At 64.4% G+C, this 26,103-nt stretch carries 23 protein-coding genes; 8 read left to right on the top strand and 15 right to left on the bottom strand.

Features of this window, described 5'->3' with window-relative positions; all coding sequences use genetic code 11:
• Window positions 1-42: 42 nt before the first annotated feature.
• From BGI01S_RS01255 to BGI01S_RS01235, 5 genes are all read right to left on the bottom strand, one after another.
• Window positions 43-1,131: an alcohol dehydrogenase catalytic domain-containing protein gene (locus tag BGI01S_RS01255; protein ID WP_042321332.1), complete on the bottom strand. Its 1,089-nt coding sequence runs from the start codon at window positions 1,129-1,131 to the stop codon at window positions 43-45.
• Window positions 1,132-1,177: 46 nt separating this feature from the next.
• Window positions 1,178-2,185 (bottom strand): ABC transporter permease, encoded by a 1,008-nt coding sequence (locus tag BGI01S_RS01250; protein WP_042321330.1) that lies wholly within the window; start codon window positions 2,183-2,185, stop codon window positions 1,178-1,180.
• Complete coding sequence (locus BGI01S_RS01245; protein WP_042321327.1) at window positions 2,172-3,692, bottom strand: sugar ABC transporter ATP-binding protein; 1,521 nt, start codon at window positions 3,690-3,692, stop codon at window positions 2,172-2,174. Before BGI01S_RS01245 ends, BGI01S_RS01250 begins: the two co-directional genes overlap by 14 nt.
• A 59-nt stretch (window positions 3,693-3,751) precedes the next feature.
• Complete coding sequence (locus tag BGI01S_RS01240) at window positions 3,752-4,705, bottom strand: ABC transporter substrate-binding protein (RefSeq protein WP_042321324.1); 954 nt, start codon at window positions 4,703-4,705, stop codon at window positions 3,752-3,754.
• Window positions 4,706-4,835: 130 nt separating this feature from the next.
• Window positions 4,836-5,816, bottom strand: coding sequence for an AraC family transcriptional regulator (locus tag BGI01S_RS01235; RefSeq protein WP_042321322.1), 981 nt, complete (start codon window positions 5,814-5,816; stop codon window positions 4,836-4,838).
• A 380-nt stretch (window positions 5,817-6,196) separates the two neighbouring features.
• On the opposite strand from BGI01S_RS01235, the gene dalD reads away from it, so the two are divergent.
• From dalD to BGI01S_RS01220, 3 genes are all read left to right on the top strand, one after another.
• A complete protein-coding gene (gene dalD, locus BGI01S_RS01230; RefSeq protein ID WP_042321319.1) occupies window positions 6,197-7,609 on the top strand; it encodes a D-arabinitol 4-dehydrogenase in 1,413 nt (470 codons plus the stop codon).
• A 114-nt stretch (window positions 7,610-7,723) separates the two neighbouring features.
• Complete coding sequence (gene xylB, locus BGI01S_RS01225; RefSeq protein ID WP_042321316.1) at window positions 7,724-9,205, top strand: xylulokinase; 1,482 nt, start codon at window positions 7,724-7,726, stop codon at window positions 9,203-9,205.
• 79 nt (window positions 9,206-9,284) lie between these two features.
• Entirely contained in the window at window positions 9,285-10,232 is a 948-nt protein-coding gene (locus BGI01S_RS01220) for a sugar-binding transcriptional regulator (RefSeq protein ID WP_042321312.1), read from the top strand.
• Between the two features lie 73 nt (window positions 10,233-10,305).
• Here BGI01S_RS01220 and BGI01S_RS01215 read toward each other — a convergent pair whose 3' ends face one another.
• The 7 genes from BGI01S_RS01215 to BGI01S_RS01185 form a co-directional block, all read right to left on the bottom strand.
• The gene (locus tag BGI01S_RS01215) at window positions 10,306-10,602 is read right to left on the bottom strand and encodes a DUF1330 domain-containing protein (RefSeq protein ID WP_042321310.1); all 297 of its coding nucleotides are present in this window, start codon (window positions 10,600-10,602) and stop codon (window positions 10,306-10,308) included.
• A gap of 58 nt (window positions 10,603-10,660) precedes the next feature.
• Window positions 10,661-11,770, bottom strand: coding sequence for an ABC transporter ATP-binding protein (locus BGI01S_RS01210; protein ID WP_042321306.1), 1,110 nt, complete (start codon window positions 11,768-11,770; stop codon window positions 10,661-10,663).
• 124 nt (window positions 11,771-11,894) lie between these two features.
• Window positions 11,895-12,596 carry an HAD family hydrolase gene (locus BGI01S_RS01205; RefSeq protein WP_042321303.1) on the bottom strand — a complete coding sequence of 234 codons (702 nt, stop codon included), beginning with the start codon at window positions 12,594-12,596 and terminating at the stop codon, window positions 11,895-11,897.
• Window positions 12,593-13,426 carry a carbohydrate ABC transporter permease gene (locus BGI01S_RS01200; protein WP_232624389.1) on the bottom strand — a complete coding sequence of 278 codons (834 nt, stop codon included), beginning with the start codon at window positions 13,424-13,426 and terminating at the stop codon, window positions 12,593-12,595. Before BGI01S_RS01200 ends, BGI01S_RS01205 begins: the two co-directional genes overlap by 4 nt.
• Before the next feature lie 38 nt (window positions 13,427-13,464).
• Window positions 13,465-14,400, bottom strand: coding sequence for a carbohydrate ABC transporter permease (locus BGI01S_RS01195; RefSeq protein ID WP_042321300.1), 936 nt, complete (start codon window positions 14,398-14,400; stop codon window positions 13,465-13,467).
• A 181-nt stretch (window positions 14,401-14,581) separates the two neighbouring features.
• Window positions 14,582-15,904, bottom strand: a complete 1,323-nt coding sequence (locus BGI01S_RS01190) for an ABC transporter substrate-binding protein (RefSeq protein WP_042321298.1) — start codon at window positions 15,902-15,904, stop codon at window positions 14,582-14,584.
• Window positions 15,905-15,989: 85 nt separating this feature from the next.
• Window positions 15,990-16,772 (bottom strand): L-iditol 2-dehydrogenase, encoded by a 783-nt coding sequence (locus tag BGI01S_RS01185; protein ID WP_042321294.1) that lies wholly within the window; start codon window positions 16,770-16,772, stop codon window positions 15,990-15,992.
• A gap of 311 nt (window positions 16,773-17,083) precedes the next feature.
• Here BGI01S_RS01185 and BGI01S_RS01180 point away from each other — a divergent pair, with 311 nt between their 5' ends.
• From BGI01S_RS01180 to BGI01S_RS01165, 4 genes are all read left to right on the top strand, one after another.
• Window positions 17,084-17,563, top strand: a complete 480-nt coding sequence (locus tag BGI01S_RS01180) for a Fur family transcriptional regulator (protein ID WP_042321292.1) — start codon at window positions 17,084-17,086, stop codon at window positions 17,561-17,563.
• Between the two features lie 193 nt (window positions 17,564-17,756).
• Window positions 17,757-18,737, top strand: a complete 981-nt coding sequence (locus tag BGI01S_RS01175) for a metal ABC transporter solute-binding protein (RefSeq protein ID WP_042321289.1) — start codon at window positions 17,757-17,759, stop codon at window positions 18,735-18,737.
• Entirely contained in the window at window positions 18,734-19,693 is a 960-nt protein-coding gene (locus BGI01S_RS01170) for an ABC transporter ATP-binding protein (protein WP_042321286.1), read from the top strand. The genes BGI01S_RS01175 and BGI01S_RS01170 overlap by 4 nt, the downstream gene beginning before the upstream one ends.
• Window positions 19,686-20,468: a metal ABC transporter permease gene (locus BGI01S_RS01165; RefSeq protein ID WP_042321284.1), complete on the top strand. Its 783-nt coding sequence runs from the start codon at window positions 19,686-19,688 to the stop codon at window positions 20,466-20,468. The genes BGI01S_RS01170 and BGI01S_RS01165 overlap by 8 nt, the downstream gene beginning before the upstream one ends.
• Before the next feature lie 44 nt (window positions 20,469-20,512).
• On the opposite strand, the gene fghA is transcribed toward BGI01S_RS01165, so the two are convergent.
• From fghA to BGI01S_RS01150, 3 genes are all read right to left on the bottom strand, one after another.
• Window positions 20,513-21,367, bottom strand: coding sequence for an S-formylglutathione hydrolase (gene fghA / locus BGI01S_RS01160; RefSeq protein ID WP_042321281.1), 855 nt, complete (start codon window positions 21,365-21,367; stop codon window positions 20,513-20,515).
• A 14-nt stretch (window positions 21,368-21,381) separates the two neighbouring features.
• A complete protein-coding gene (locus BGI01S_RS01155; protein ID WP_042321278.1) occupies window positions 21,382-22,488 on the bottom strand; it encodes an S-(hydroxymethyl)glutathione dehydrogenase/class III alcohol dehydrogenase in 1,107 nt (368 codons plus the stop codon).
• 233 nt (window positions 22,489-22,721) lie between these two features.
• Entirely contained in the window at window positions 22,722-24,161 is a 1,440-nt protein-coding gene (locus BGI01S_RS01150) for a xylulokinase (protein WP_042322528.1), read from the bottom strand.
• Window positions 24,162-24,589: 428 nt separating this feature from the next.
• On the opposite strand from BGI01S_RS01150, the gene BGI01S_RS01145 reads away from it, so the two are divergent.
• The gene (locus BGI01S_RS01145; RefSeq protein ID WP_042321276.1) at window positions 24,590-25,999 is read left to right on the top strand and encodes a nucleobase:cation symporter-2 family protein; all 1,410 of its coding nucleotides are present in this window, start codon (window positions 24,590-24,592) and stop codon (window positions 25,997-25,999) included.
• Window positions 26,000-26,103 lie beyond the last annotated feature (104 nt).

Genomic DNA, 26,103 nt, shown 5'->3' with positions numbered 1-26,103 from the left:
CTGTCATGTGCAGACGCTCGCGTTCGCGCCGACGATTCGCGCTCACGCGCGCGGCTTCATCAACACCTTGATCGAATCGAGCGAGTTCGCGACCTTGATCGCCTCGTCCCACTCTTCCAGCGAAAAACCGTGCGTGACAATGCCCTTCGACGTGACGAGTCCGCGCGCGAGCAGATCGATCGCGATCGGATAGCAGTAAGGTCCGAGGTGCGCACCACGCACGTCGAGTTCCTTGCGATCGCCGATCACCGACCAGTCTAGCGTCGTATCCGCGCCAAACACCGAGAATTCGACGAAGCGCCCGAGCTTGCGAATCAGGTCCATCCCCTGATTGACGCCGATCGGCGCGCCGGTGGTTTCAATGTACACGTCGCAGCCGTAACCGTCGGTGAGCGAATGGATGATGGCCAGCGCATCTTCTTTCTGCGGATTGATCGTCACGTCGGCGCCGTATTCACGCGCGAGCGCGAGGCGCTCTTCCACCAGGTCGATCACCACCAGCTTCTTCGGCGTCTTCAGATGCGCAACCTGCGTCATCATCAACCCGAGCGGGCCTGCACCCGCGATCACGACCACATCGTCCAGTTGCAGTTCGCCGCGATTGACCGTGTGGATCGCGCACGCAAGCGGCTCGATGATCGCGGCGTCTTCGAGCGAAATGCCATCGGGAATCTTGTGCACGATCGCGGTCGGCGGAATGCGCATATATTCGGCCATGCCGCCGTCCGCGACTTCGCGCTGAAAGCCGAAGATGTTGTGCACTTCGCACATCCAGTACTGACCGGATTTGCAATAGCGGCATTTGCCGCACGGCACGATCTGTTCGGCGATCACGCGATCGCCCTTCTGCACGCCGAAATGGTCGGCCGCGCCTTCGCCGATCTCTTCGACGTAGCCGAAGAACTCGTGCCCCGGAATCACCGGCGCCTTCACCCATGGGCTCGGGCCGCCCCAGAACATCTTCGCGCCCGAATGGCATTTGCAGTCGCTCGCGCAGATGCCGCACGCGGCGATGCGGATCACCAGTTCATGCGCGCGCGCCTGCGGCTTCGACACCTGCTCGACGCGATAGTCTTTCGGTGCATGACAGACGATGGCGGTCATGTTCAGCTGGTCGGTTTGAGTCGTCATTGCATGGTCCTGCGAAAAGGAAGAAATGGAGAGTCGGTAGGGAGCACTACTTTCGACGGTCGCGGCTGATATAGATCGCGAGCAGAATGATTCCGCCCTTGATCACGTTCTGCACATACGGATTCACGCCGACCATGTTCAGGCCGTTATTGAGTACGCCGAGCAGCAGCGCGCCGATCAACGTGCCGATGATCGAGCCGCGTCCGCCCGAGATCGACGTGCCGCCCATCACGACAGCAGCGATCGCGTCGAGTTCGAAGCCGACACCCGCGTTCGGCTGGCCGCTCATCAAACGCGCGGTTAGCACGATCGCGGCAAACGCGGACGTCAAACCGGCGATCGTGTACACAATCAGCTTGACGCGCGCGACGCGCACGCCAGACAGACGCGTCGCCTGTTCGTTGCCGCCGATCGCGTAGACGTAGCGCCCAAACGGCATGCGTTCGAGCAACACCCACGCGATCACGTAGATCACCGCCATGATCACGACCGGCGCCTGAATACCGAGAATCTTGCCGCTGCCGAAGAAGCTGACCCAGTCGGGCAGGCCGTCGATCGGATAACCGCCCGTGTAGATCAGTGCGAGGCCGCGCGCGATACCCATCGTCGCGAGCGTGACGATGATCGGCGGCATACCGGCGTATGCGACGAAGAAGCCGTTGGCCGCACCGAAGCCGAGACCGACCGCGACGCCGACAGCCAGCGCGGCCACCGCGTTCATGCCGGCGACCATCAGCCCGGCGGCGAGCGTGCCCGCGAGCGCCATCACCGAGCCGACCGACAGATCGATGCCGCCGGTCAGAATCACGCAGGTCATGCCCACCGCGATAATCGCGTTGATCGACACCTGGCGCAGCACGTTCTCGATGTTCGCGCCGGACAAAAAGCTGTCGCTCGCGAACACCATCACGATGCACACGACCAGCAGGCCGATGAACGGATAGAACAGCGTCGAGCGTTTCAGCGCGGCCCACGTGAAGCGCACCGGCGCGCCAGGCGTATCGCTGCTGACCGTAGAACTTTTCGGCGGAGAAGAAGGATTAGGCGTGTTCATGAGTTGCTCCAAGCGAGCCCGCGGTCGCATAGGTCATCACGGCATTCGAGTTGATCGCGTCGCCTTCGAGCATCGCTTCGATGCGGCCTTGCCGGAATACAGCGACGCGGTCGCACATGCCGACGATCTCCGGCAGTTCGGACGAGATCATGATGATCGAGTAGCCGCGCGCGGTGAGTTCGCGCATCAGCAGATAGATTTCGGCTTTCGCGCCGACGTCGATGCCGCGCGTCGGCTCGTCGAAGATCAGGATGTTGGTGTGGTGATTCAGCCAGCGCGCGATCACCACCTTCTGCTGATTGCCGCCCGAGAGCGTCGCGACTTCGGTATGCATCGTCGGCGCTTTCACGCCCACGCGCTTCATGATGTCCGCGGTGGCGCGCGCCTCGCTGCGCTGATCGATAAAAAACCGCAGCGCGCGATACTTGCCGAGGTTATTGATCGAGATGTTCTGCTTGATCGAAAAGTCGGTAATCAGCCCTTCGGTCTTGCGGCTTTCCGGCAAGATGCCGACGCCCGCGCGCAATGCATCGGCGGGATCGGCGAGCTTCGCGGCCGCGCCGTTGATGCGAACCTCCTTCGCGTAGGCCGAGTCTGCGCCGATCACCGCGAGCGCGGTTTCCGTGCGCCCCGAACCGACCAGTCCCGCGAAGCCGAGAATCTCGCCCTCGCGCAGCGTGAAGCTCAACACCGGGCCGTCCTTCAGCAATTGCAGCTTGTCGACGTTCAGCACGATCTTCGCATCGGTGCGCAACGGCGGCTTCGGCGGAAAGCTGCTTTCGATGCGGCGCCCCACCATCATCTCGACCAGCCGCCCCACGTCGGATTGCGCGACCTCCGTCATGCCGACGTACTGGCCGTCGCGCAACACCGTGATGCGATCGCACACTTCGAAAATTTCTTCGAGGTGGTGCGAGATGAAAATCATCGCGACGCCCTGCTGTTTCAGGTCGCGCATGATCGCGAACAGATGCTCGGCCTCGGCGGGCGTGAGCGTCGCGGTCGGCTCATCGAGAATCAGAATGCGCGCTTCCAGCGACAACGCCTTGGCGATCTCGACGAACTGCTGTTGTGCAACCGACAACTCGCGAATCGGCACCGACAGATCGATCGCGACGCTGAGGCGCTGGAAAATCGCGGCCGCCGCGCGCCGCATCTTGCCGCGCTCGAGCAGGCCCAGTCCATTCTTCAATTCGCGGCCGAGAAACATGTTCTCCACCGCGTTCAGATACGGAATCAGGCTGAATTCCTGAAACACGATGCCAACGCCCGCAGCCACCGCGTCGTGATAGTTTGTGAAGTGACGCGCCTCGCCATCGATCGTGATCGTGCCTTCGTCCGGCTGATAGATGCCGCACAGAACCTTCATCAGCGTCGATTTGCCGGCGCCGTTTTCGCCGAGCAGCGCGTGTATCTCGCCGCGCGCGATTTCCAGGTGAATGCCTTGCAGCGCCTTCACACCGGGAAAGCTTTTAGTGATGTTGTCGAGCTTCAGAATCGTGTCCATCGGCTGCTCCTGTGCCGTCGGTGGCCGCGCGTCACACCACGCGGCAACCGACGTTCGCGTTACCAGCTGAAGCCCTTCGCATTGCTCTTGTCGATCATCTTTACGTCGACCGGAATCGCTTTGGGTACATTGGCGCCCCACTTCTTCGCGAGCGCGATGCCGAGCGCAATGCGCACCTGGTCGGCCGGAAATTGCGCTGACGTTTCGACGAACTTCGAGTTCGGCTTCTGGATCGCGGCAATCGCTTCCGGCGCACCGTCGACGCTGGTCAGCTTGATGTCCTTGCCCGATGCTTCGATCGCCGACAGCGCGCCCATCGACCCGCCGTCGTTCACGCTGAACACGCCCTTCAGATTCGGATGCGCCTGAATCATGTTCTCGGTGACGGACAGCGCGGTCGCACGTTCCTGCTTGCCGTTCTGCGTATCCACCAGTTTCACGCCGGGCGCTTTCGCGAGCGCCGCCTTGCAGCCGCGCACGCGTTCGAGAATCGGCACGACCGGAATGCCGTCGAGAATCGCCACTTCGCCGCTGCCGCCGATCGACTTCGCCAGGTACTCGCACGCCATCACGCCGGCGTCGTAGTTCTTCGAGCCGACGAACGAATCGACCGGACCGTTCGCGTTCGCATCCACCGCGACGACCACCACGCCCGCCTTCTTCGCCGACGTCACCGCCGACTGAATGCCGGTCGAGTCGGTCGGATTCACGAGCAGGATGTCGATCTTCTTTTGCAACATGTCCTCGACGTCGCTGACCTGTTTGCTCACATCATGATGCGCGTCGGTGACGACCACCGTTGCGCCCATCGAAGCGGCCGCGTCGTTCAGCGCCTTTTGCATCGTCACGAAATACGGGTTGTTCAATTCCTGAAACGTCATGCCGATTTTCAGCGGCGCGGCTTGCGCGGCCGGCGCGGCGATCAGCGACAGGCCGAACGCGAGCGTCGCGAACGTCGCCGTGCGACGAACCAGAATATTCAACGAGGTCTGCTTCGAAAGGGATTGCGTCATGGTTGTCTCCGTTATTGAAAGTGAGCACGTCCCTCACGCTGTGCGGACACAGCGCGATAGGTGTTCAAACTCGGTGTTGAAACGCAGTTGAAGTAAAACGTCTGCGAACGAGCGCCGGCCCGGGTCGGCGCTATGTCAATGGATACGCTGCGACCACGTTGCGCGGCAGCCCGGGTGCGAGCACGATGGCCGGCGCGTCGTCGATGCCCGCGCCGCGCGCCGCGGCTTCCTCGGACGCGTCGCGGCTCGCGTCGTTCAGTTGCTGATAGCGGCGGAATTTCGAAGGCGCCATGCCCTTCACCGCGAGGAACTGCCGATTGAAATTCGACAGGTTGTTGAAGCCCGCCTTGAAACAGATATCGGTCACGCTCAGTTCGCCGTCGGTCAACAACTGACACGCGAGGTTAATGCGCATCCGGTTCACGTACTGCACGAACGGCAAGCCGGTATGGCGGCGGAAGTAACGCGAAAACGCGCTGACGCTCTGCCCCGCGAGTTGCGCGAGGTCCGACTCGCGCAACTCGTTCGCGAGGTTCTTGCCGATATACGACAGCACGTGATTGATGCGCGTCGACGCGAAGCCGGTCGGGTCGGCCTGATATGCGGGACTCGCGAGCGTCTCGCGGTCCTCGGCATTCATCAGGATTTCCAGCATCGACATGAACAGCACGAGACGGCGCAGCCCGCGCGCGGCCAGCAACTCCATGAAGAGCGGCTGGATCGCCGCGCTGGTGCGCGCGCCGAACGACACGCCACGGCGCGAATCGGCCAGCAGCGCTTCGACCTGACGCCACTCGGGGAAGCTGTCGACGCAGCCCGACACGAACTCCTGACCGAACTGCACGACCAGGTTGCGCTGCGCGATGCTCTCGCCTTCCGGCACGTCGCTGACCCAGTTGTGCGGCAGGTTCGGCCCCATCAACACCAGGTTGCCGGGCGCGAAGTTGCTGATGTGATCGCCGACGAACATCTTGCCGGTCGTCGCGACGATCAGATGTATTTCGTATTCCGGATGAAAATGCCAGCGTACCGTGCGGTACGGATAGCCATGCGACCACACCTTGAATGATTCGTCGCGGCGCACGGCCACGATTTCCAGATCGGGTTGCACTGTCTTGCCTCCATGAAGCGGGCCGCTCGGGCGCCGCTGCTTTTCGTCTTGTCGTGTATAGCGAAAGTAGCCTGCAACCGCGCCCGCCACCACTAAAAATGAGACCGCGGACCAATACTTTTTTGCATTCGGGTTAGTCCCGACGCCCGGAATGTCAAATTTGATGCAATGCAAAACGCACGGCGAAGCGCGTCTGCTCGACTCCCCCGCACCGCGGGCCACACGCGGAAGGCCGCCCGCGCCGCGCTGCGCCACGAAAAGCCGGTGATGCCGCCTTGACTTTCGTTTCGCCGGGTACGATCATTCGCTCACATACAGAGCAAATGCTCCACCCAAAGAAAAGCGCACGCTTCGAGCCGTGCGGACATCAGGAGACGCACATGGACACCGGGCAAGGCAGCGGCGCGGCCGCACACGTGATCCTGCACATCGGCGCGGGATCGTTTCATCGCGCGCATCAGGCGTGGTATCTGCATCGATTGAACGAGGCGAAGCTGGCGGGCGAACCGCACTGGTCGCTGACGGTCGGCAATATCCGCAGCGACATGAACGCGGTGCTCGAAGCGCTCGCCGCGCAGGACGGCGTCTACACGCTCGAAACCGTCACGCCGCAAGGCGAGCGCGCGTACGAAACGATCCGCTCGATAGAACGCGTGGTGCCGTGGACCGACAGCCTTGATGCGCTGATCGAAGCGGGCGCCGATCCGGCCTGCAAGATCATCGCGTTCACGGTCACCGAAGGCGGCTATTACCTCGACGAACACGACCGGCTCGACACCGCCAATGTCGACCTCGCCGCTGATCTCAAAGGCGGCCACACCACGATCTACGGTGCGCTGGCGGCAATCCTCGACGCACGCATGCAGCGCGGCGCAGGCCCCGTCACGCTGCAGACTTGCGACAACCTGCGTAGCAACGGCGAGCGTTTTCACGCGGGCATGAGCGAGTTTCTCGAGCGGCGCGGCGCGGACCAGCTTGCGCAATGGTTCGACGACAACACCGCGTGCCCGAGTTCGATGGTCGACCGCATCACGCCGCGTCCGACGCCGGACGTGCGCGAGCGCGTGAAGGCCGCGACGGGCTTCGACGACGCATGCCCGGTGATGGGCGAAGCGTTCATCCAATGGGTGATCGAAGATCGCTTCATCGCCGGCCGACCCGCATGGGAAAAAGTCGGCGCGGAACTGGTCGACTCGGTGCTGCCGTACGAGGAAGCGAAGATCCGCATTCTCAACGCGCCGCATAGCTGCATCGCGTGGGCGGGCACCCTCGTCGGGTTGAACTACATTCACGAAGGCACACTCGACGCTGACGTTCGCCAGTTCGCGTTCGACTACGTGACCGAAGACGTGATCCCCTGCCTCACGCCGAGTCCGCTCGATCTGGAAAAGTATCGCGACGTCGTGCTCGAACGCTTCAGCAATCCTTATATCCAGGACACCAATCAGCGCGTCGCCGCCGACGGCTTTTCGAAGCTGCCCGGCTTCATCGCGCCGACGCTCGCCGAATGTTTCGAGCGCGGCGTCACGCCCGCCGCGACGGCGATGCTGCCCGCGCTGTTCTTCCGCTTTCTCGAACGCTGGCACGCGGGCAAGCTGCCGTATGCGTATCAGGACGGCGTGATGGACGAGCGCGTCGCACACGCTTTCTTCGCGGCGCCCGATCCGTTGCAGGCGTTCGCCGCCGACCGGCTGCTATGGGGCAGCATGGCGCAGACGCCGGAACTGGAATCGGCGCTCGCCGGTGCGCTCGCGCGCGTCGATGTGTGGCTCGCCAGACGCGGCGCAGTGTAAGCGGCTCGCTGCACTTTCTCTCGAATCGCGCGCGGTGCCAGGCTTAATGCGCATGGCAGCGCGCGCCAGGTGCGGCTAAAGTAGCGCATCCCTAACGACGAAGGTTTCGCGCCCATGTATCTCGGCATCGACCTCGGCACGTCCGAAGTGAAAGTCCTGCTGCTCGCCTCCGATGGACGCGTGATCGGCACGGCAGGCTCCCCCTTTACGGTTTCGCGCCCGCATCAGCGCTGGGCCGAGCAGAATCCCGAGGATTGGTGGGCAGGCACGCGCGCGGCGCTCGCCGCGCTGCGCGAGCGGCATCCCGACGAATTCGGGCAGATTCGCGGCATCGGCCTGTCGGGGCAGATGCACGGCGCGGTGCTGCTGGATGCCGAGGACCGCGTGCTGCGTCCCGCGATTCTGTGGAACGACATGCGCAGCGACAAGGAGTGCGCGGAGCTGACCGAGCGCGCGCCGGATCTGCACAGCGTCGCCGGCAATCTGGCGATGCCGGGGTTCACCGCGCCGAAGCTGCTGTGGGTCGCGCGCCATGAGCCGGAGATTTTCGCGCGGACCGCGTGCGTGCTGTTGCCGAAAGACTATCTGCGGCTGCAACTGACGGGCGGCAAGGTGTCCGATCCGTCGGATGCGGCGGGCACGTTGTGGCTCGACGTCGCCAAACGCGACTGGTCCGACTCGCTGCTCGCCGCCTGCAACATGACGCGCGCGCAGATGCCGAGCCTCGCCGAAGGCAGCGCGCCGTCGGGCACGCTGCTGCCGTCGGTCGCGCGTGAATTCGGCCTGAGCGACGGCGTGATCGTCGCGGCCGGCGGCGGCGATAACGCCACCAGCGCAATCGGCATCGGCGCGACGCAACCGGGCGACGGCTTCGTGTCGCTCGGCACGTCGGGCGTGCTGTGCGTGGTCGGCGACAGCTTCCGGCCGAATCCGGCGTCCGCCGTGCACGCGTTCTGTCACGCGATTCCGGATCGCTGGCATCAGATGAGCGTGGTGTTGTCGGCGGCGAGTTGCCTGCGCTGGGTCTGCAAACTCACCTCCACCGACGAGCCGACCCTGCTCGCCGAAATCGAAGCATTGCCCGCCGACGCGTTGACTACCGCGCCGCTGTTCCTGCCGTATCTGTCCGGCGAACGCACGCCGCACAATGACCCGTATGCACAGGGCGTGTTCTTCGGCATGAACCACGCGACCGATCGCGCGTTGCTCGGTTACGCGGTACTCGAAGGCGTGACGCTCGCGCTGACCGACGGCCTCGACGCGCTGCGCGCAGCCGGCACTGAAGCGAAGGCGTTGTCGCTGCTCGGCGGCGGCGCGCGCAGCGATTACTGGGCGCAGTTGCTGGCCGATGCGCTCGACACCGCGACGCGCAAACACGGCGGCGGAGAAACCGGCGCGGCGCTCGGCGCGGCGCGGCTCGGCTGGCTGGCCGCCGGCGGCGATCCGGCCACGGTGCTGAGCAAGCCGCCGATCGAAAAGGAGTTCACGCCGAATCCGCGCCGCCATGCCGAATTGCGTACGCGGCTCGAAGCGTATCGCGCGCTGTACCGTCACGTGCGGCCTCTGTTCGACCCGGCGCGCGCCCCGCTCGCGTGAGCGGCGGTAAACCGCAGCCGGCGCGCTGAGAGGCGCGGTCCGGCTGCTATCATCGGCGCACTTCAAGCGAACCGTTACCGTGCCCAAGTCCACAGAAAAACTAGATCTTGCTACCCGCGCGGCGTGGCTTTACTACGTCGCCGGCAACACCCAGAACGAAATCGCCGAGAAGCTGCAGGTCTCGCGCCCGGTCGCGCAGCGGCTGGTCGCCTTCGCAGTGGAAAAGAACCTGATTCGCGTGCGGGTCGATCACAAACTGGCCGACTGCCTGTCGCTCGCCGATCAACTGTCCAGGCGCTACGGCCTCGCGATGTGCGAAGTGGTGCCGATCGACGGCGACACTTCCGACGAAGTCGACCGCAAGCTGGCGGTGGCCGGCGCGCAGGTGATGGAGCGCTATCTCGGCGCCGAAAAACCGATGGTGGTCGCCGTGAGCAGCGGCCGTACGCTGAAGGCCGCGGTCGATCAGATCGCGCAACTTGACCGTCCGCAGCATCGGCTGGTATCGATGGTCGGGGCGATCGCGCAGGACGGCTCGTCGAACCGCTACGACGTCGCGCTGCACATTTCCGAAAAGACCGGCGGCAAGTATTTCCTGCTGCCAGCGCCGCTGCTCGCCGATAGCGAGGCCGAGCGCGCGCAGTGGTGCAATCACCGGCTGTACCGGATCGTCGAGTCGCTGTCGGGGCAGGCCGATGTCGCGTTCGTCGGGATCGGCAATATCGGACCGAAGTGTCCGCTGCATGAAGACGGCTTCATTACGTCGGCGGAAGTGAAGGAATTGATGCAGAACGGCGCGGTCGCGGAAATGCTCGGACTGCCAATCGATGCCGCCGGCGCGCACGTCGAATCGCCGACCGGCCGGCGCGTGACGAGCATTGCGCTCGATACGCCGCCGCGTCGCCCGACGATCGGTTTCGCCGGCGGGCAGCGCAAACGTGAGGCGTTGATCGCTGTGCTCAAAGGCGGCTGGCTGTCGGGACTCGTGACCGACGAGTTGTGCGCGCGGGCGGCTTTGGAAGCGTGAAATTTGCGACGTGGTGTGGCGCGACTCGACGCGGCCTGGCGTGCGCACCGGATGAAAGCCGCACGCCCGCGCGCTACGCCGTCGGCAAACCTTCGGTAATGATGATCCGGTAGTCGCCGCCCTGCAGCCGCGTCTTGCTGATCTCCTGATACGCCGGACTGCGATACCACGCGAGCGCTTCGTCGTAGCCGGTGAACTCGAGAATCAGGATGTCCTCGATCGCCGGCCCTTCCACCACTTCCTTGCGTCCGTGGCTCGCCAGCATCATCACCGGATGCTGCTCAAAGATGGCGGGCGCGATCTGCTTGTATTCATCCAGCTTCGCGGAGTCGAGCGTTTTCTCGCGCGTGATGACGACGTAGGCGGGCATGAGCGTTCCCCGAAGCGTGATGGGATAAAAGCGGCGCGCCCGCCGCTTTCTCATGACATCACGCGGCCAGCACTTCAACGATCTTACGCTGGAATGCTTTCCCTTCGCTGTCGAATAAATGGCAATGCTCGGGCGTCGCGCCGAGCTTTTGCACTTCGCCTTTTGCGTGCCGTTCGAGCGGCGGAATCCGCGCGATCAGGCCGTCCGGCGCAACGCTGGACTCCGCATACAGATACGCCGCGTCGCCGAGCGATTCGACCGCCATCGTGCGAGCCGACACGCCGTCGTCGGTGGTGCCCACGTGCAGATGTTCGGGGCGGATGCCAACCGTCACCTTGTCGCCCTGCTTGACCGACCCCGGTTCCACCGCGACGCGTTGCGTCTCGCCGGTTTCGTAACGCACCGTGACGCCGTCGTGCGTGACCGACTGCACGACGCCTTCCATGAAGTTCATTTTCGGCGAACCGATGAAGCCCGCGACGAAGCGATTGGCCGGCGCGTGATACAGCATCGTCGGGCTGCCGACCTGTTCGAGATTGCCCGCCGACAACACGACGATCTTGTCGGCCAGCGTCATCGCCTCCACCTGATCGTGCGTCACGTAGATCATCGTGGTCTTCAACTCGTCGTGCAGACGTGCGAATTCGAGGCGCATTTTCACGCGCAGCGCGGCGTCGAGATTCGACAGCGGCTCGTCGAACAGGAACACTTTCGGCTTGCGCGTGATCGCGCGGCCGATCGCCACGCGTTGACGCTGCCCGCCGGACAACTGCTTCGGTTTGCGATCGAGCAGATGATCGATGTGCAGGATCTTCGCGGCGTTGCGCACGGCCGCGTCGATCTCCGGCTTCTTGGTGCCCGCGAGTTTCAGGCCGAACGCCATGTTGTCGTACAGCGTCATGTGCGGATACAGCGCGTAGGACTGGAACACCATCGCGATGCCGCGCTTGGCGGGCGGCACGTCGTTCATGCGCGTGCCGTCGATGGTCAGGTCGCCGCCGCTGATGTCTTCGAGGCCGGCGATCATCCGCATCAAGGTCGATTTACCGCAGCCGCTTGGGCCCACGAACACGACGAACTCGCCGTCGGCGATATCGAGGTTGATGTCGCGCATCACTTCGTTGTCGTCGTAGGCCTTTCTGATGTTGCGCAGAGTTACGCTTGCCATGATGTGTCTCCGTGTATTGCTGTGTGTCGCTATGTGTTGCGGTGTGTGTGTTGCTATGTGTTGCCGCAGTCGTGCTGCGTGCCGCTTGGCTGTCGTATCTTCACCGCCGTGAGCGAGGCCGCGCTCACGGCGCGGCCGCCGTCGCGTTCAGCGTCCATTGCGCGACCAGCTCCGGCAATTGCCGCATGTCGTCGAATACGTGACGCGCTCCCGCCGCGCGCAGCTTGTCGATCTGCGCGTCGCTCGCATGACCGCCGCCAATGAAGCCGAGCACCGTCATGCCCGCCGCGCTCGCCGCCGTCACGCCGGTGACGCTGTCCTCCACGACGAGGCACGCGGAAGGCGCGAGCCCGAGTCCGCGCGCCGCCGCGAGATACACGTCGGGCGCCGGCTTCGGATTCGGCACCGAGTCCGCGCAGAACAGGCGCTCGCCGAAAAACCGCACGAGGCCCGTGCGCGTCAGCACGGTTTCTACGTACGGCCGGAAGCTGTTGCTCGCGCAGCACTTGATGAGCGGCACCTGCGCGAGCGCGGCTTCGATGCCCTCGACGGTCGGCGCCTCGATTGCTGCGGCTTCCACCGCGCTTCGGATCGCGTCGATGTCGGCGACGCTGAGGTTTTTGCCGAGCTGCTCGGCCGTGCCCTGCAAAACCTTCTCGATGCGCAGCCCGAGCAGCGGCAGCACCACCGGCTCGACCTCGGTATCCGGCCAGCGCGCTTCGAGTTCGTGCACCAGCATGCGCGCGGCCACGGCTTCGCTGTCGATCAGCACGCCGTCGCAATCGCAGATCAGCGCGAGGTTGCCCAAACCGGTGCCCGCCGTCATTTGACCGCCCCGAACGTGAGGCCGCGCACCAGTTGCTTCTGCGACAGCCAGCCGACGATCAGGATCGGCGCGACCGCTAGCAACGAAGCCGCCGACAGCTTCGCCCAGAACAAGCCTTCAGGACTCGAATACGACGCGATGAACACGGTGAGCGGCGCAGCGTTCGAACTCGACAGGTTGATGCTCCAGAACGCTTCGTTCCACGAAAGAATCACGAGCAGCAGCGCGGTGGATGCGAGCCCCGGCAGCGACATCGGCATCAGCAGATAGACGATTTCCTGCCACGTCGCGGCGCCGTCGATGCGGCCGGCTTCGAGAATGTCGCGCGGAATTTCGGCGAAGTATGTGAACGACATCCACACCGCGATCGGCAGATTGATCAACGTGTAGACGATCACGAGACCCGACACCGTGTCGAGCAGGCCGCTGTTTTTCCACAGCAGATAGATCGGCACCAGCACGCCGACCGACGGCATCATCTTGGTCGACAGCATCCACAACAATACTTTCTGCGTGCGGCGCGTCGGGAAGAATGCCATCGCATACGCGGCGGGCACCGCGAGAATCAGGCACAGCACGGTGACGCCCACCGAGATCAGCACCGAATTCCACGCGAACGAAAAGTAATTGCTGCGCGCGAACACCTCGCGGAAGCTCTCGAGCGTCGGCACGAAAAAGAGCGACGACGAGTAGGCCTGCTGCTCGGTCTTGAATGCGGTGATCGTCATCCAGAAGATCGGAAAGAACAGCAGCAGCGCGACCAGCCAGGCAATCACGCCGGGGATGCCGCGACGGATCGCGGCGAACGGCGACTTCGCCGGCACGGTCATGGGCGGCGTCGTGGACGCCGGAGTGGAGGCAACGTGGCTCATTTTTCGTACTCCCCTTTCAGGTTCTTCGCGAGCATCCGCACGAGGAAGAACGACACGATGTTGGCCAGCACGACAGCGAGAATGCCGCCCGCCGACGCGAGACCGACGTCGAACTGTTGCAGGCCCAGCGAAAAGATCAGGTACGACAGATTGGTCGTCGCGGTGCCCGGACCGCCGCCCGTGGTCGTATAGATTTCGGCGAAGATCGACAGCAGGAAAATCGTTTCCATCATCACCACCACCGCGATCGCTCGCTTCAGATGTGGCAGCGTGATGTAGAAGAACATCGAGAACGGACCCGCGCCGTCGATCTTCGCCGCTTCCTTCTGCTCCTGATCGAGCGACTGGATCGCGGTGAACAGAATCAGGAACGCGAACGGCAGCCACTGCCACGCGACGATCATGATCACCGCGGTGAGCGGATAAACGGCGAACCAGTCGATCGGTGTCATGCCCAGCGCGCGCATGCCTTGCGCGACGAGGCCGTACACCGGATGCAGGATCATGTTCTTCCAGATCAGCGCGCTGACGGTCGGCATTACGAAGAACGGCGCGATGGCGAGCAGCCGCGCAATCCCCTGGCCGTAAAACTTGCGGTCGAACAGAATCGCCATCAGCACGCCGCCGACCACGGTGATCACCAGCACCGAGACGATCAGTTCGAGCGTGTTGGCGATCGACGGCCAGAACGACGGATCGCTCGCGAGATACCGGTAGTTATCGAAGCCGGCGAAGCCTTTGATGTCGGGATTCAGCAGGTTGTAGCGCGAGAACGAAAACCAGATCGTCATCGCGAGCGGGATCGCCATCCACAGCACCAGCACCGCAACCGATGGCGACACCAGCCAGCGGGCGGAATTGGCTTTGCGGATTTCGCGTTCTCTTTCTGTCTGGGGATGAGCGTGCATGAGAGGTAGGCGCAGAGGACGCATGATTAACCACCTGTTCGGTAATGCGCGGGGCGTCCGCCTGAACGGCATGTGCCGCGCGAGACGCCGCGACATCTTTCGATGTCGCCGCGCTCGCGGCGGGAACGGCCCGCTGTGCTGCGTGAGCCGGCTGACGGGCGTCAGCCGGCGCGTGCCACATCACTGAAGTGGCTGGGTTGCCGTATTACTTCTGATAGCCGGCCTGCTTCACCGCGCGATCCGCGGTAGCGTTGCCCGCTGCCAGCGCCTGATCGACCGTCATCTGACCGGCAATCGCGCCGGAGATGCTCTGACCGACCACGGTACCGAACGACTGAAATTCAGGAATCCCGACGAACTGCACACCTGTGTACGGCACCGGCTTGAGCGTCGGGTGATCCGGGTCGGCCGTTTCGATCGCCTTCAGCACGAACGCGCCGAACGGTGCGGCCTTCTGGTATTCGGGGCGCGCATACGTCGACTGACGCGTTCCCGGCGGCACCGACGCCCAGCCTTCGTCCTTCGCGACCAGTTCGATGTATTCCTTCGACGTGGCCCATGTGATGAACTTCTTCGCCGAGTCAGCCTGCTTCGACGACTTCGGAATCGCCAGCGCCCAGGCCCACAGCCAGTGCGAGCCCTTCGGCGTGACCGCGATCGGCGCCGCCGCGAAGCCGACCTTGTCGGCGATCTGCGATTGGCTCTTGTTGTAGAGCATGCCAGCCGCCACCGTCGCGTCGATCCACATCGCGCACTTGCCCGACGACATCAACGTGAGGTTTTCGTTGAAGCCGTTCGAGCTGGCTCCCGGAGGGCCGTCCTTCTTCAGCAGATCGACGTAGAACGTGATCGCCTTCTTCCATTCCGGCGACGTGAGCTGCGCGTTCCACTTCTCGTCGAACCAGCGGCCGCCGAAGGTGTTCACCACCGTCGTGCCGTACGCCATGTTCTCGCCCCAGCCCGCCTTGCCGCGCAGACAGATGCCGTACTGGCCGTTGGCTTTGTCGGTGAGCTTGTCGGCGAATTGCGCGATCTGGTCGTAGGTCGGCTGATCCGGCATTTTCAGACCAGCCTTGTCGAACAGATCCTTGCGGTAATAGGTCATCGAACTTTCGACATAGAACGGCAGCGCGTACAGCTGGCCGCCGCTCGACAGGCCGTCGCGGGCCGTCTTCACGACGTCGTTCAGATCGTAGCTCGCGGGCAGGTTGGTGAGCGGCGTGAGCCAGCCGCGCTTGCCCCATTGCGGCGTTTCGTACGCGCCGATCGTCATCACGTCGAACTGGCCGCTGCCGGTGGTGATGTCGGTCGTGGCGCGCTGGCGCAGCACGTTTTCTTCGAGAATCACCCAGTTCAGCTTGATGTCCGGATTCGCTTTTTCGAATGCAGGCGAGAGCTTCTTCAACTCGATCATGTCCGGATTGTTCAACGTCGCGATCGTGACCGTGGCCGCCGATGCGCTCAACGCAAAGCACGCCGCCGCGCCGGCACTGACCGCCTTCAGCGTGGATTTGAAAGCTGGTTTCATGTGTTGTCTCCTTTCTCGTACGTTATGTGGTGCTGCGTTTGTTCTACGGAAATGGCGGTGGATCACACGCGACGCGTGGCTTCGCCTAGCTCATCCAGTTGCCGCCGTCGACGTTCAAAGTTTGCGCGGTAATGTAGTCGGCGTCCGCGGACGCGAGAAACAGCGCGGCGCCGGTCAGGTCGTCCGGCACGCCCATGCGGCCGAGCGGCACCGCTTCGCCGACGAGCCGCTTCTTCTCGCCGAGCGGCCGGTTTTCATAACGGGCGAAGAGCGCGTCGACTTCGTTCCACATCGGCGTGTCGACGACACCCGGCGCGATGCCGTTCACGTTGATCTTGTGCGGCGCGAGCGCGAGGGCCGCCGATTGCGTGTAGCTGAGCACCGCCGCCTTGGTCGCGCAGTAGTGCGAAACGAGCGCCTCGCCGCGCCGTCCGGCTTGCGACGACATGTTGATTATCTTGCCGCCGTGGCCCTGCTCGACCATCTTTCGTGCGACCGCTTGCATCAGGAAGAACATGCCCTTCACGTTGACCGCGAAGAGGCGGTCGAACACGTCCCACGATTCGTCGAGGATCGGGCGCATATCGAAGAGCGCCGCGTTGTTGAACAGAATGTCGACCTGGCCGAAGCGCTCGAGGGTGCTCGCCAGAATGCGTTCGATGTCGTCGCGGCGCGTGACGTCGGCGCTCACGCTCAGCACGCGCTCGCCGTAGGCGGCGCGCAGCGCGTCGCCGAAACTGTCCGCCGGCTTCACGTCGACCAGCACGCAGCGCGCGCCTTCATCCAGATAGCGCCGCGCCACCGCTTCACCGATGCCGCTTGCCGCGCCCGTCAGAATGGCCACCTTGTCTTGCAATCGTGCCGCCACCGCATGTCTCCGGTTCGTTCTGCTTCTTGAGGCGCAGTGAGCGAACGCTCATTGCGCGAACAATTGCTCTGTTGGTGATCGAATGATCGGATACGGACCGGGTCATGTCAAGGCGCTCGACCAGATTTCGATGGTGCAGCGCGGCAGGGGCTGAACACGTCATCGCCGCTCGCGACCGCATCTGTATGGGACGCGGGACCCACCGCAGGTCGCGATCTGTGCAAGCCACTGACAAAAAATCGAGATACGTTATATCATTTCGACCTCGCTTCGCTTCGAAGCCTTTGCCGCCGTTTGGGAGGTCCACGCCGATGGCCATGTCGATTGCAGAACACCATGCCGTGCGACTCGCGCATGCCGACGCGCACGCCGCTTTGCATGGACTCGCGCTGACGCCGCTGCGTCGTCAGGTGTATGCGGCGATCGTCGCCAGCGAGCGGCCGGTCGGCGCTTACGAGTTGCTCGACACGCTCGCGCCACAACGTGGGCGGATGCCGCCGACGACGGTCTATCGCGCGCTCGACTTTCTGCTCGCGCACGGCTTCGTCCATCGGATCGAATCGAAGAATGCGTATGTCGCGTGCTGCGAAATCGGCGTGCCGCATCGCAGCCAGTTTTTGATGTGCGACGGCTGCGGCGCGACCGTCGAGATTCCCGGCGACGACCTCGCCGATCAGTTGTCGCACAGCGCGCCCGCGCATGGCTTCGAGGTGCATCGGCAGGTGATCGAGCTGAGCGGGCTGTGTGCGCTATGCGCCCGCGCGGCGCGGCCCGCCGGGGCTTCGGTCTGATGTCGCGAGCGAGGCCATGAATGAACTTGCATATCGGGCCGCCCAGGCGCGAAGCCATGCATGAATCCGCGGCCGAAGCCGAAGCACCACGAACCGCGCATGACTTCATACGCGAAAGTGCCTTGGCCTCAAGCCAACGCTCTCATCCCTAACGTTTGTGACTCACCCAACTCTCAAGCAGCAGGAAACAACGATGAAAAAAATCGGCTCGATGTTGACCGGCGCACTCCGCGCGCTGAAGCTGTCGAAATACGCGGCCGCGTGCGCGGCGGCGTTCGCCCTCAGCCACGCCGCGTTGGCCGCCGATGCGAAAATCCCGGTCGTCGCCGCGGAGAATTTTTACGGCGATGTGGTCCAGCAACTGGGCGGCGATCGCGTCGACGTGACGAGCATTCTCAGCAATCCCGACCAGGACCCGCATCTGTTCGAAGCGAGCCCGAAGACCGCGCGCGAGTTGCAGCATGCGAGCCTTGTGATCTACAACGGCGCCGACTACGATCCGTGGATGGCGAAATTGCTGGCCGCGTCGAAGGGGGCGAAGCGCACCACCATCGTCGCCGCCAACCTCACCGGCAAGAAGAGCGGCGATAATCCGCACCTCTGGTACGACCCGGCCACCATGCCGAAAGTGGCGCGCGCGATGAGCGACGCGCTCGTCGCGGCTGACCCGGCGCACAAGTCGGCGTACGATGCGAACCTCGCGAAATTTCTCGCTTCGCTCAAGCCGATCGACGCCAAGGTCGCCGAGTTGCATGGCCGCTATGCGGGCGTGCCGGTCACGGCGACCGAGCCGGTGTTCGGCTACATGTCGGACGCGATCGGGCTGACGATGCGCAACCAGCGCTTCCAGCTCGCCGCGATGAACGACACCGAAGCCAGCGCGGCCGATATCGCCGCGTTCGAACGCGATCTGCGCGACAGGCGCGTGCGCGTTCTGATCTATAACAGCCAGGCAACCGAGGCCCTGACCCAACGCATGTTGAAGCTCGCGCAGCAATCCCAGGTGCCGACGATGAGCGTCACCGAAACCCTGCCGGCCGGCAAGACCTATCAGACGTGGATGCTGGCCCAGCTCGACGCGCTCGGTCACGCGCTGGCCGCGGGCGATGCGAACAGTGCTGGCGCTGGGACCAACGCAAAAGCGGCGGCCTCCGCCAAAGGAAAAACCCAATGACATCGACTGGCCGCAACGCGCCAGCCAGTGCGCCCGCGAGCGCACCCACGCGCGCCTCCGGCGGCGCGCCCGTGCTCGAACTCGACCATGTGACGCTCGAACTCGGCGGACGCACGATTTTGCGCGACACCGGCTTCGTGGTGAACCAGGGCGAATTCATCGGCGTGCTCGGGCCGAACGGCGCGGGCAAGACCACGCTGATGCGCGCCGTGCTTGGCCTCGTGCCTGCCTCGCAAGGCGTGATCCGCGTGCTGGGGCAACCGGTCGAGCGCGGCAATGCGTCGATCGGCTACATGCCGCAGACGCGTAGCGCGCTCGCCGGCCGCCGCGTGCGCGGCCGCGATTTCGTCGCAATGGCCGCCGACGGCCACCGCTGGGGCTTGCCGCATGCGGATGCGAAAACCCGCGCCGACGTCGAGCGCGTGCTCGATCTGGTCGGCGGCCGCAAGCTCGCCGAGCGGCCGTTGTCGGAGCTGTCGGGCGGCGAGCGTCAGCGGTTGCTGCTCGCGCAATGCCTGCTCGGCAAGCCGAAACTGCTGCTGCTCGACGAGCCGCTGATCAGCCTCGATCCGCATCATCAGAAGAGCGTGGTCGAACTCGTACGCAACGTCCAGCGCGAACTCGGCATCGCCGTGCTGTTCTCCGCGCATGAACTGAATCCGCTCCTGAACTCGCTCGACCGTGTGCTGTATCTCGGCAGCGGCGTGGCGGCGCTCGGCACCGTCGATGAAGTGATCACGCGGCCAGTGCTCTCGCGCCTGTACGGCTCGCCGATCGACGTGATGCGCGTGAACGGCCGCATCTTCGTGATGTCGGGCGACGTCGAAGTGGAAAAGCACGATCACGAGCACGAACACGACGAAGGCGGCGGCCACAGCCACTCGCATTCGCACGGGCACTCGCACGGCCACTCCCATCAGCACGACTCACGCGACGGACATACGCACGATGTTTGAATACGATTTCATGGTCAACGCATTCGCGGCGTCGGGGATCGTCGCGGTGCTGGCCGGCGTGGTGGGCTATTTCCTGGTGATGCGCGGACAGACCTTCGCGGGCCACGCGCTCTCGCACGTCGGCTTCACCGGCGCGACCGGCGCGGTGCTGATCGGCATTTCGCCGATCTGGGGGATGATCGGCTTCACGCTCGCAGCGGGGGTCGGCATGGGCGCGCTCGGCGAGCGGCTCGCCGGACGCGATGTCGCGATTGGCGTGATCCTGTCGCTGTCGCTCGGCTTCGGCCTGTTGTTCCTGCACTTCTTCACCGCGTACGCGACGCAGGTCACCGCGCTGCTGTTCGGCAACGTGCTCGGCGTGAATACGTCGACGCTCGCCGTGCTCGCGGCGTTGGGCATCGTCAGTCTGGCGGCGCTCGCGGCGATCATGCGACCACTGCTGTTCGCGTCGCTGCAACCGGAACTGGCGGAGGCCAAGGGCGTGTCGCTGCGTCTGGTCTCGGTGCTGTTTCTCGCGATTGCCGCGCTGGCCGTCGCGGCGTGCACGCAGATCGTCGGCGTGCTGCTGGTGTTCACGCTGATGGTCGGCCCGGCCGCCGCCGCGCAGAACATGACGACGCGGCTCTCGGCCGGCCTCGTGCTGGCCGCCGTGTTCGCGCTGCTGCAGGCGTGGCTCGGTTTGACGCTGGCGTTCTATACCGACTGGCCGACGAGCTTCTGGATCACCGTGCTGTCGGCGCTGGTGTATGGCGGGAGTTTGTTGAAGCGGCGTTGAAACAGTGACGGCGGCGGCGCATCTGCACGCCGCCGTCTTCGGCCTTATCCGAGCAGCACCTTCGCGTGATGCGCGAGATGATCCTCGATGAACGTCGAGATGAAGTAATAGCCGTGGTCATAGCCCGCATGACGGCGTAACGTCAGCGGCTGCCCTGCCGCCTGGCACGCGGCTTCGAAGACCTCCGGATAGAGTTGCTCGGCGAGAAACTGATCCGCGAGCCCCTGATCGACCAGAATCCCTTCCGCGAACTTGCTCGACGCGCGTGCCACCAGCTCACTCGCGTCGTACTGCTTCCATGCTTCGCGGTCGTCGCCCAGGTAACCGCTGAACGCCTTCACGCCCCACGGACACTGCGAAGGCGCGGCAATCGGCGCGAACGCCGACACCGACCGGTAGATCTCCGGATTGCGCAGCGCCAGCATCAACGCGCCGTGACCACCCATCGAATGCCCGAATACGCCGAGGCGCGCGCCGTCCACCGGCAGATTCGCGAGCACCGTGTCGCGTAGCTCATCGCGCACGTACGAGTACATGCGGTAGTGCTTCGCCCACGGCTCCTGCGTCGCGTCGACGTAAAAGCCCGCGCCCACGCCGAAGTCCCACGCCGCGCTCTCGCCCGGCACGCCCGCGCCGCGCGGACCGGTGTCCGGCGAGATGAGCACGATGCCATGCTGCGCGGCAAAGCGCTGCGCGCCCGCCTTGATCGGAAACGTTTCTTCCGTGCAGGTCAGACCCGCGAGATAGAACAGCGCGGGCACCTTCGTCGCATTGGCGTGCAAAGCCTGCGGCGGCAGATACACCGAAAAGCGCATCGGCAGACCGACGGTCCGCGAGTCGTGCCGGTAGAAGCGCTGCTCGCCGCCATGACAGGCGTGCGACGACAAGAGTTCAAGCATCGCAATGCTCCTCGTTAGTACAGCACGACCGAACGGATCGACTCGCCCTTCTTCATCAGATCGAAGCCTTCGTTGATGCGTTCGAGCGGCAGACGGTGCGTGATGAGATCGTCGATATTGATCTTGCCTTCCATGTACCAGTCGACAATCTTCGGCACGTCGGTGCGGCCACGCGCGCCGCCGAACGCCGAGCCCTTCCACTCGCGGCCCGTGACCAGCTGGAACGGACGCGTGCTGATCTCTTCGCCCGCCGCCGCCACGCCGATGATGAACGACTGGCCCCAACCCTTGTGCGTGCACTCCAGCGCCTGGCGCATCACCTTGGTGTTGCCAATGCATTCGAACGAATAGTCCGCGCCGCCATCGGTGAGTTGCACGATGTGGTCGACGACGTTCTCGACTTCGTTCGGGTTGATGAAGTGGGTCATGCCGAACTTCTTCGCCAGCTCGACGCGGCCCGGGTTGAGATCGACGCCGATGATCTTGTCCGCGCCGACCATCTTCGCGCCTTGAATCACGTTCAGCCCGATGCCGCCGAGACCGAACACCACGACGTTCGCGCCCGCCTCGACCTTCGCCGAGTACACGACAGCGCCGACCCCGGTCGTCACGCCGCAGCCGATGTAGCAGATCTTGTCGAACGGCGCGTCCTCACGCACCTTCGCGACCGCGATTTCGGGCACGACGATGTAGTTCGAGAACGTGGACGTGCCCATGTAGTGAAACAGCGGCTTGCCGTCGAGCGAGAAGCGCGACGTGGCGTCGGGCATCAAGCCCTTGCCTTGCGTCGAACGGATTGCCTGACACAGATTGGTCTTGCGCGACAGGCAGAACTTGCACTGGCGGCATTCCGGCGTGTACAGCGGAATCACGTGATCGCCCTTCTTCAGCGTGCCGACGCCCGGCCCCGTATCGACGATCACACCCGCGCCTTCGTGGCCGAGAATCGCCGGGAAGATGCCTTCCGGGTCCGCGCCCGACAGCGTGTAGTAGTCGGTGTGGCAGATGCCAGTCGCCTTCACTTCGATCAGGACTTCGCCGGCGCGCGGCCCTTCCAGATCGACTTCCTCGATCGTCAACGGGGCGCCGGCTTTCCATGCGATTGCTGCTTTGGTCTTCATCGTCAATGCTCCTGTGAGTCTGTGAATGCGACGCGCGCGCGGTTCGATGCGTTGCGGCGCGCGGGTGTTCTGCGTGTTCCGTTACTGCGGCTGCGCGTGATTCGCGCGCGGCGCCGGCCGCCGGGCTGTCGTTGCCTGACGGCAGCGCAGGCCGGCTTGCAGCTTAGCGCGCGAAAAGCGACATGGTATTGCAAAGTGCGTCGCGGCATTGTCCTGAGCGGACATTGCGTCGGCTAGCGCGGCGTCGTGTCGCCGAACCATGTGTCGACGCGGCCGTACAGATCGAGAAAGCGCGCATAGCGGGCGGCAAGTGCGGCATCGTCTTGCGGAACCGCGACCCGCGTCGCGCCCGGCGCGAGCGCAGCGAGATCGTCCGCATGCCAATGACCGCTCGCGAGGCCGCCGAGAATCGCCGCACCGCGCGGCGCGGCATTCGGGCAATCGACCGCATGCAGTTCGACGTTCAGCGCATCGGCGAGCAGTTGCCGCCAGCGCGCGTCGACGGAACCGCCCCCGGCGAGCTTCAACGATGTCACCGTCGCGCCGCTCGCGCGAATCGCATCGAGCCCGGCGCGCAGCGAGAACGCGACGCCTTCGAACGCGGCGCGCATCATCGCGCCGCGCGTGTGATCGAGCGCGAGGCCGAGCCAGCCGCCGCGCGCTTGCGGGTTGAGCCAGGGCGTGCGCTCGCCGGTGAGGTAAGGCAGGAAGGTCAGCGTGCTGGCGGCGCTTGCGGCCGCCTCGTCGCCGAACGCATCGCGATAAGCCTCGGCCCATTCATACGACAGCCAGCCACGCACCCGCTCCAGCGCAATGCCGACGTTCTGCATCGCCGCCATCCGATACCAGTGATCGCTCGCCGCCCGATAGCGATGCAAGCCCTTCATCGCGGCGGGCTCCTGTGTCGCGAGCACGACGATCTGTCCGCCGGTGCCGGTGGTGAGCAACGCATCGCCATCGTTCGAGAGTCCGCTGCCGAGCGCAGCGCAGGGTGTGTCCGCAGCGCCGGTCGCGAGCACGATGCCGGCTCGCAGGCCGAGCGCGTGTGCCGCGCTCTCCGACAACACGCCGCCCGCCGCATACGACGGCGCCAACGGCGCGAACCATTCGCGCGGAATCCGCAGGCGTTCGAGTAGCGCCGCGTCCCACACGCCGGCGGGATCGGCGAGCGCGGTCGCGCAGGCGTCGGACGGGTCGGTCGCGACCGCGCCGCCAAGCGCGACGCGCAGCCAGTCCTTCGGCTGCAACGCCCAACGCGTGCGGCGCGCGGCCTCCGGTTCATGCAGCACGATCCAGCGCAGCAGCGGGCCGGCCATGCCTGGCGCAACCGGATTCGGCTGCGGCTCGGGCCACGCATCGAGCAGGCTCAATGCACGCGTGTCGGGCCACAGCATCGCGGGCCGCACGGCCTCGCCTGCCGCGTCGATCAACACGACGCCGTGCATCTGCCCGGACAAGCCGATCGCCTGCACGTCGTGACGCAGTCCGTCGGGCAAGCGCGCCATTGCTTCGACAAGCGCGCGCCACCATGTCTGCACCGATGTCTCCGCCCATCCCGCGTGCGGCGTGTCGAGCGTATAGGCGACGCTCGACACCGCCTGCTCGCGGCCGTGTGCGTCGACGATTGCTGCTTTGAGGGAACCGGTGCCGAGATCGATGCCGAGAAAACTCATGGGCGATTGATTGAAGGTCGAATGGGAATGGAGAGCGGCGCGCATGCGGGTTACGTCATCGAGCCTATCTGTCGTCACCGCCGCACAGCTTCGGACGCGCGCCCAACGCTCGCTGAAAAACCCGAATCGCGGGTTAACCCCGCCACGTTGCGAGCCGCACGGAAACAGGACTATGCGCAAGGCGCGATACACCTCATTGATTCTCACATATATCCCCGCGCATCGGGCATCGGCGGCAAGTGGCTTCGCAGCGCCGCTGCAAAGGGCTGCCCGCCGTTGGGTCACCCATGCGCCTTCCATTCGCCTTTCAAACGACGCACCCGCATATCGTCACCGGGAATGCCGGAATAGGCCCCAGCGGTCTTGTTGCACCTTTTCGTCCCCGATACCTTGGAGCCATCCCAAAACAGATGGTGGAGACAGACGATATGCAACCGAACACGGTTCACCCGTGCGACGAGCGACTGCCCGCAGGCCAGTTGCTCACGCTCGGCATTCAGCACGTTCTGGTGATGTACGCCGGCGCCGTCGCGGTGCCGCTGATCGTCGGCGCGGCGCTCAAGCTGCCGAAGGACCAGATCGCCTTCCTCATCAGCGCCGATCTGTTTTCGTGCGGCATCGCGACGTTGATCCAGACGCTCGGTCTGTGGATCTTCGGCATCCGTCTGCCGGTCATCATGGGCTGCACGTTCGCGGCGGTCGGGCCGATGGTCGCGATCGGCACCAATCCCTCGCTTGGCATTCTCGACATCTTCGGGTCGACGATCGCGGCCGGCGTGGTCGGCATCCTGCTCGCGCCCGCGGTCGGCAAGCTGCTGCGCTTCTTCCCGCCGGTGGTGATCGGCGTGGTGATCTCGGTGATCGGTCTGTCGCTGATGGAAGTGGGCATCAACTGGGCCGCCGGCGGCGTGGGCAATCCCGATTACGGCAATCCGGTTTATCTGGGCCTGTCGCTCGTCGTGCTGATGCTGATCCTCTTGATCAACAAATTCGCGCGCGGCTTCCTCGCGAACATCTCGGTGCTGCTCGGCATCGTCGCGGGCTTCGTGATCGCGCTGGCGCTCGGCCGCGTCAACATGGAAGGCGTCACGCTCGCGCCGTGGGTCGGCTTCGTGATGCCGTTCCACTTCGGCCTGCCGCACTTCGATCCGCTGTCGATCGCGACGATGGTCACGGTGATGTTCGTCACCTTCATCGAATCGACCGGCATGTTCCTCGCGGTCGGCGACATGGTCGATCGGCCGGTCGATCAGAAGACGCTGGTGCGCGGGCTGCGCGTCGACGGGCTGGGCACGCTGATCGGCGGCATCTTCAACTCGTTTCCGCATACGTCGTTTTCGCAGAACGTCGGGTTGATCGGCGTCACCGGTGTCAAGAGCCGCTTCGTCTGCGCGATGGGCGGCGTGATCCTGGTACTGCTCGGCCTGTTCCCGAAGATGGCGCAGGTGGTCGCGTCGGTGCCGGCGTTCGTGCTGGGCGGCGCGGGCATCGTGATGTTCGGCATGGTCGCGGCGAACGGCATCAAGGTGCTGTCGAAAGTCAACTTCGTGAAGAACCCGCACAACCTGTTCATCGTCGCGGTGAGTATCGGGCTGGGTCTGGTGCCGGTGGTGTCGCCGCACTTCTTCTCGAAGCTGCCGCCCGCGCTGTCGCCGCTGTTGCATAGCGGGATTCTGCTGGCGTCGGTGTCGGCGGTGGTGCTGAATCTGATCTTCAACGGCGTGAAGAGCGAGAAGAAAGCGAAGTGCGAGATTCGTCGCGCCGGGCACGACTTCGATGGCCGTGGGGGCAGCGAACCGCAAGGCGATGAGATGCTGCGCACGGTGGATGTGCACTGAGGGTAACGACTGCTGCTGAGTCGTGCGTTGCGGTGACGGATGTTGCTGTGGCCGCTGCGGTTGCGGCTGCCGCAAGGGCCGCAAAAACAAAAACGCCACGGCAT

This window comes from Paraburkholderia ginsengisoli NBRC 100965, assembly GCF_000739735.1.
Taxonomy (GTDB): Bacteria; Pseudomonadota; Gammaproteobacteria; order Burkholderiales; family Burkholderiaceae; genus Paraburkholderia; species Paraburkholderia ginsengisoli.
The sequence above is the reverse complement of the archived record's forward strand: the minus strand, read 5'-3'. Positions and strand labels throughout refer to the sequence as shown.

Bases quoted from the DNA above. Each gene is read 5' to 3' on its own strand.
- BGI01S_RS01255 (WP_042321332.1), bottom strand. From the start codon at position 1,131: ATGACGACTCAAACCGACCAGCTGAACATGACCGCCATCGTCTGTCAT.
- BGI01S_RS01250 (WP_042321330.1), bottom strand. From the start codon at position 2,185: ATGAACACGCCTAATCCTTCTTCTCCGCCGAAAAGTTCTACGGTCAGC.
- BGI01S_RS01245 (WP_042321327.1), bottom strand. From the start codon at position 3,692: ATGGACACGATTCTGAAGCTCGACAACATCACTAAAAGCTTTCCCGGT.
- BGI01S_RS01240 (WP_042321324.1), bottom strand. From the start codon at position 4,705: ATGACGCAATCCCTTTCGAAGCAGACCTCGTTGAATATTCTGGTTCGT.
- dalD (WP_042321319.1), top strand. From the start codon at position 6,197: ATGGACACCGGGCAAGGCAGCGGCGCGGCCGCACACGTGATCCTGCAC.
- xylB (WP_042321316.1), top strand. From the start codon at position 7,724: ATGTATCTCGGCATCGACCTCGGCACGTCCGAAGTGAAAGTCCTGCTG.
- BGI01S_RS01215 (WP_042321310.1), bottom strand. From the start codon at position 10,602: ATGCCCGCCTACGTCGTCATCACGCGCGAGAAAACGCTCGACTCCGCG.
- BGI01S_RS01210 (WP_042321306.1), bottom strand. From the start codon at position 11,770: ATGGCAAGCGTAACTCTGCGCAACATCAGAAAGGCCTACGACGACAAC.
- BGI01S_RS01205 (WP_042321303.1), bottom strand. From the start codon at position 12,596: ATGACGGCGGGCACCGGTTTGGGCAACCTCGCGCTGATCTGCGATTGC.
- BGI01S_RS01200 (WP_232624389.1), bottom strand. From the start codon at position 13,426: ATGACCGTGCCGGCGAAGTCGCCGTTCGCCGCGATCCGTCGCGGCATC.
- BGI01S_RS01195 (WP_042321300.1), bottom strand. From the start codon at position 14,400: ATGCGTCCTCTGCGCCTACCTCTCATGCACGCTCATCCCCAGACAGAA.
- BGI01S_RS01190 (WP_042321298.1), bottom strand. From the start codon at position 15,904: ATGAAACCAGCTTTCAAATCCACGCTGAAGGCGGTCAGTGCCGGCGCG.
- BGI01S_RS01180 (WP_042321292.1), top strand. From the start codon at position 17,084: ATGGCCATGTCGATTGCAGAACACCATGCCGTGCGACTCGCGCATGCC.
- BGI01S_RS01175 (WP_042321289.1), top strand. From the start codon at position 17,757: ATGAAAAAAATCGGCTCGATGTTGACCGGCGCACTCCGCGCGCTGAAG.
- BGI01S_RS01170 (WP_042321286.1), top strand. From the start codon at position 18,734: ATGACATCGACTGGCCGCAACGCGCCAGCCAGTGCGCCCGCGAGCGCA.
- BGI01S_RS01165 (WP_042321284.1), top strand. From the start codon at position 19,686: ATGTTTGAATACGATTTCATGGTCAACGCATTCGCGGCGTCGGGGATC.
- fghA (WP_042321281.1), bottom strand. From the start codon at position 21,367: ATGCTTGAACTCTTGTCGTCGCACGCCTGTCATGGCGGCGAGCAGCGC.
- BGI01S_RS01155 (WP_042321278.1), bottom strand. From the start codon at position 22,488: ATGAAGACCAAAGCAGCAATCGCATGGAAAGCCGGCGCCCCGTTGACG.
- BGI01S_RS01150 (WP_042322528.1), bottom strand. From the start codon at position 24,161: ATGAGTTTTCTCGGCATCGATCTCGGCACCGGTTCCCTCAAAGCAGCA.
- BGI01S_RS01145 (WP_042321276.1), top strand. From the start codon at position 24,590: ATGCAACCGAACACGGTTCACCCGTGCGACGAGCGACTGCCCGCAGGC.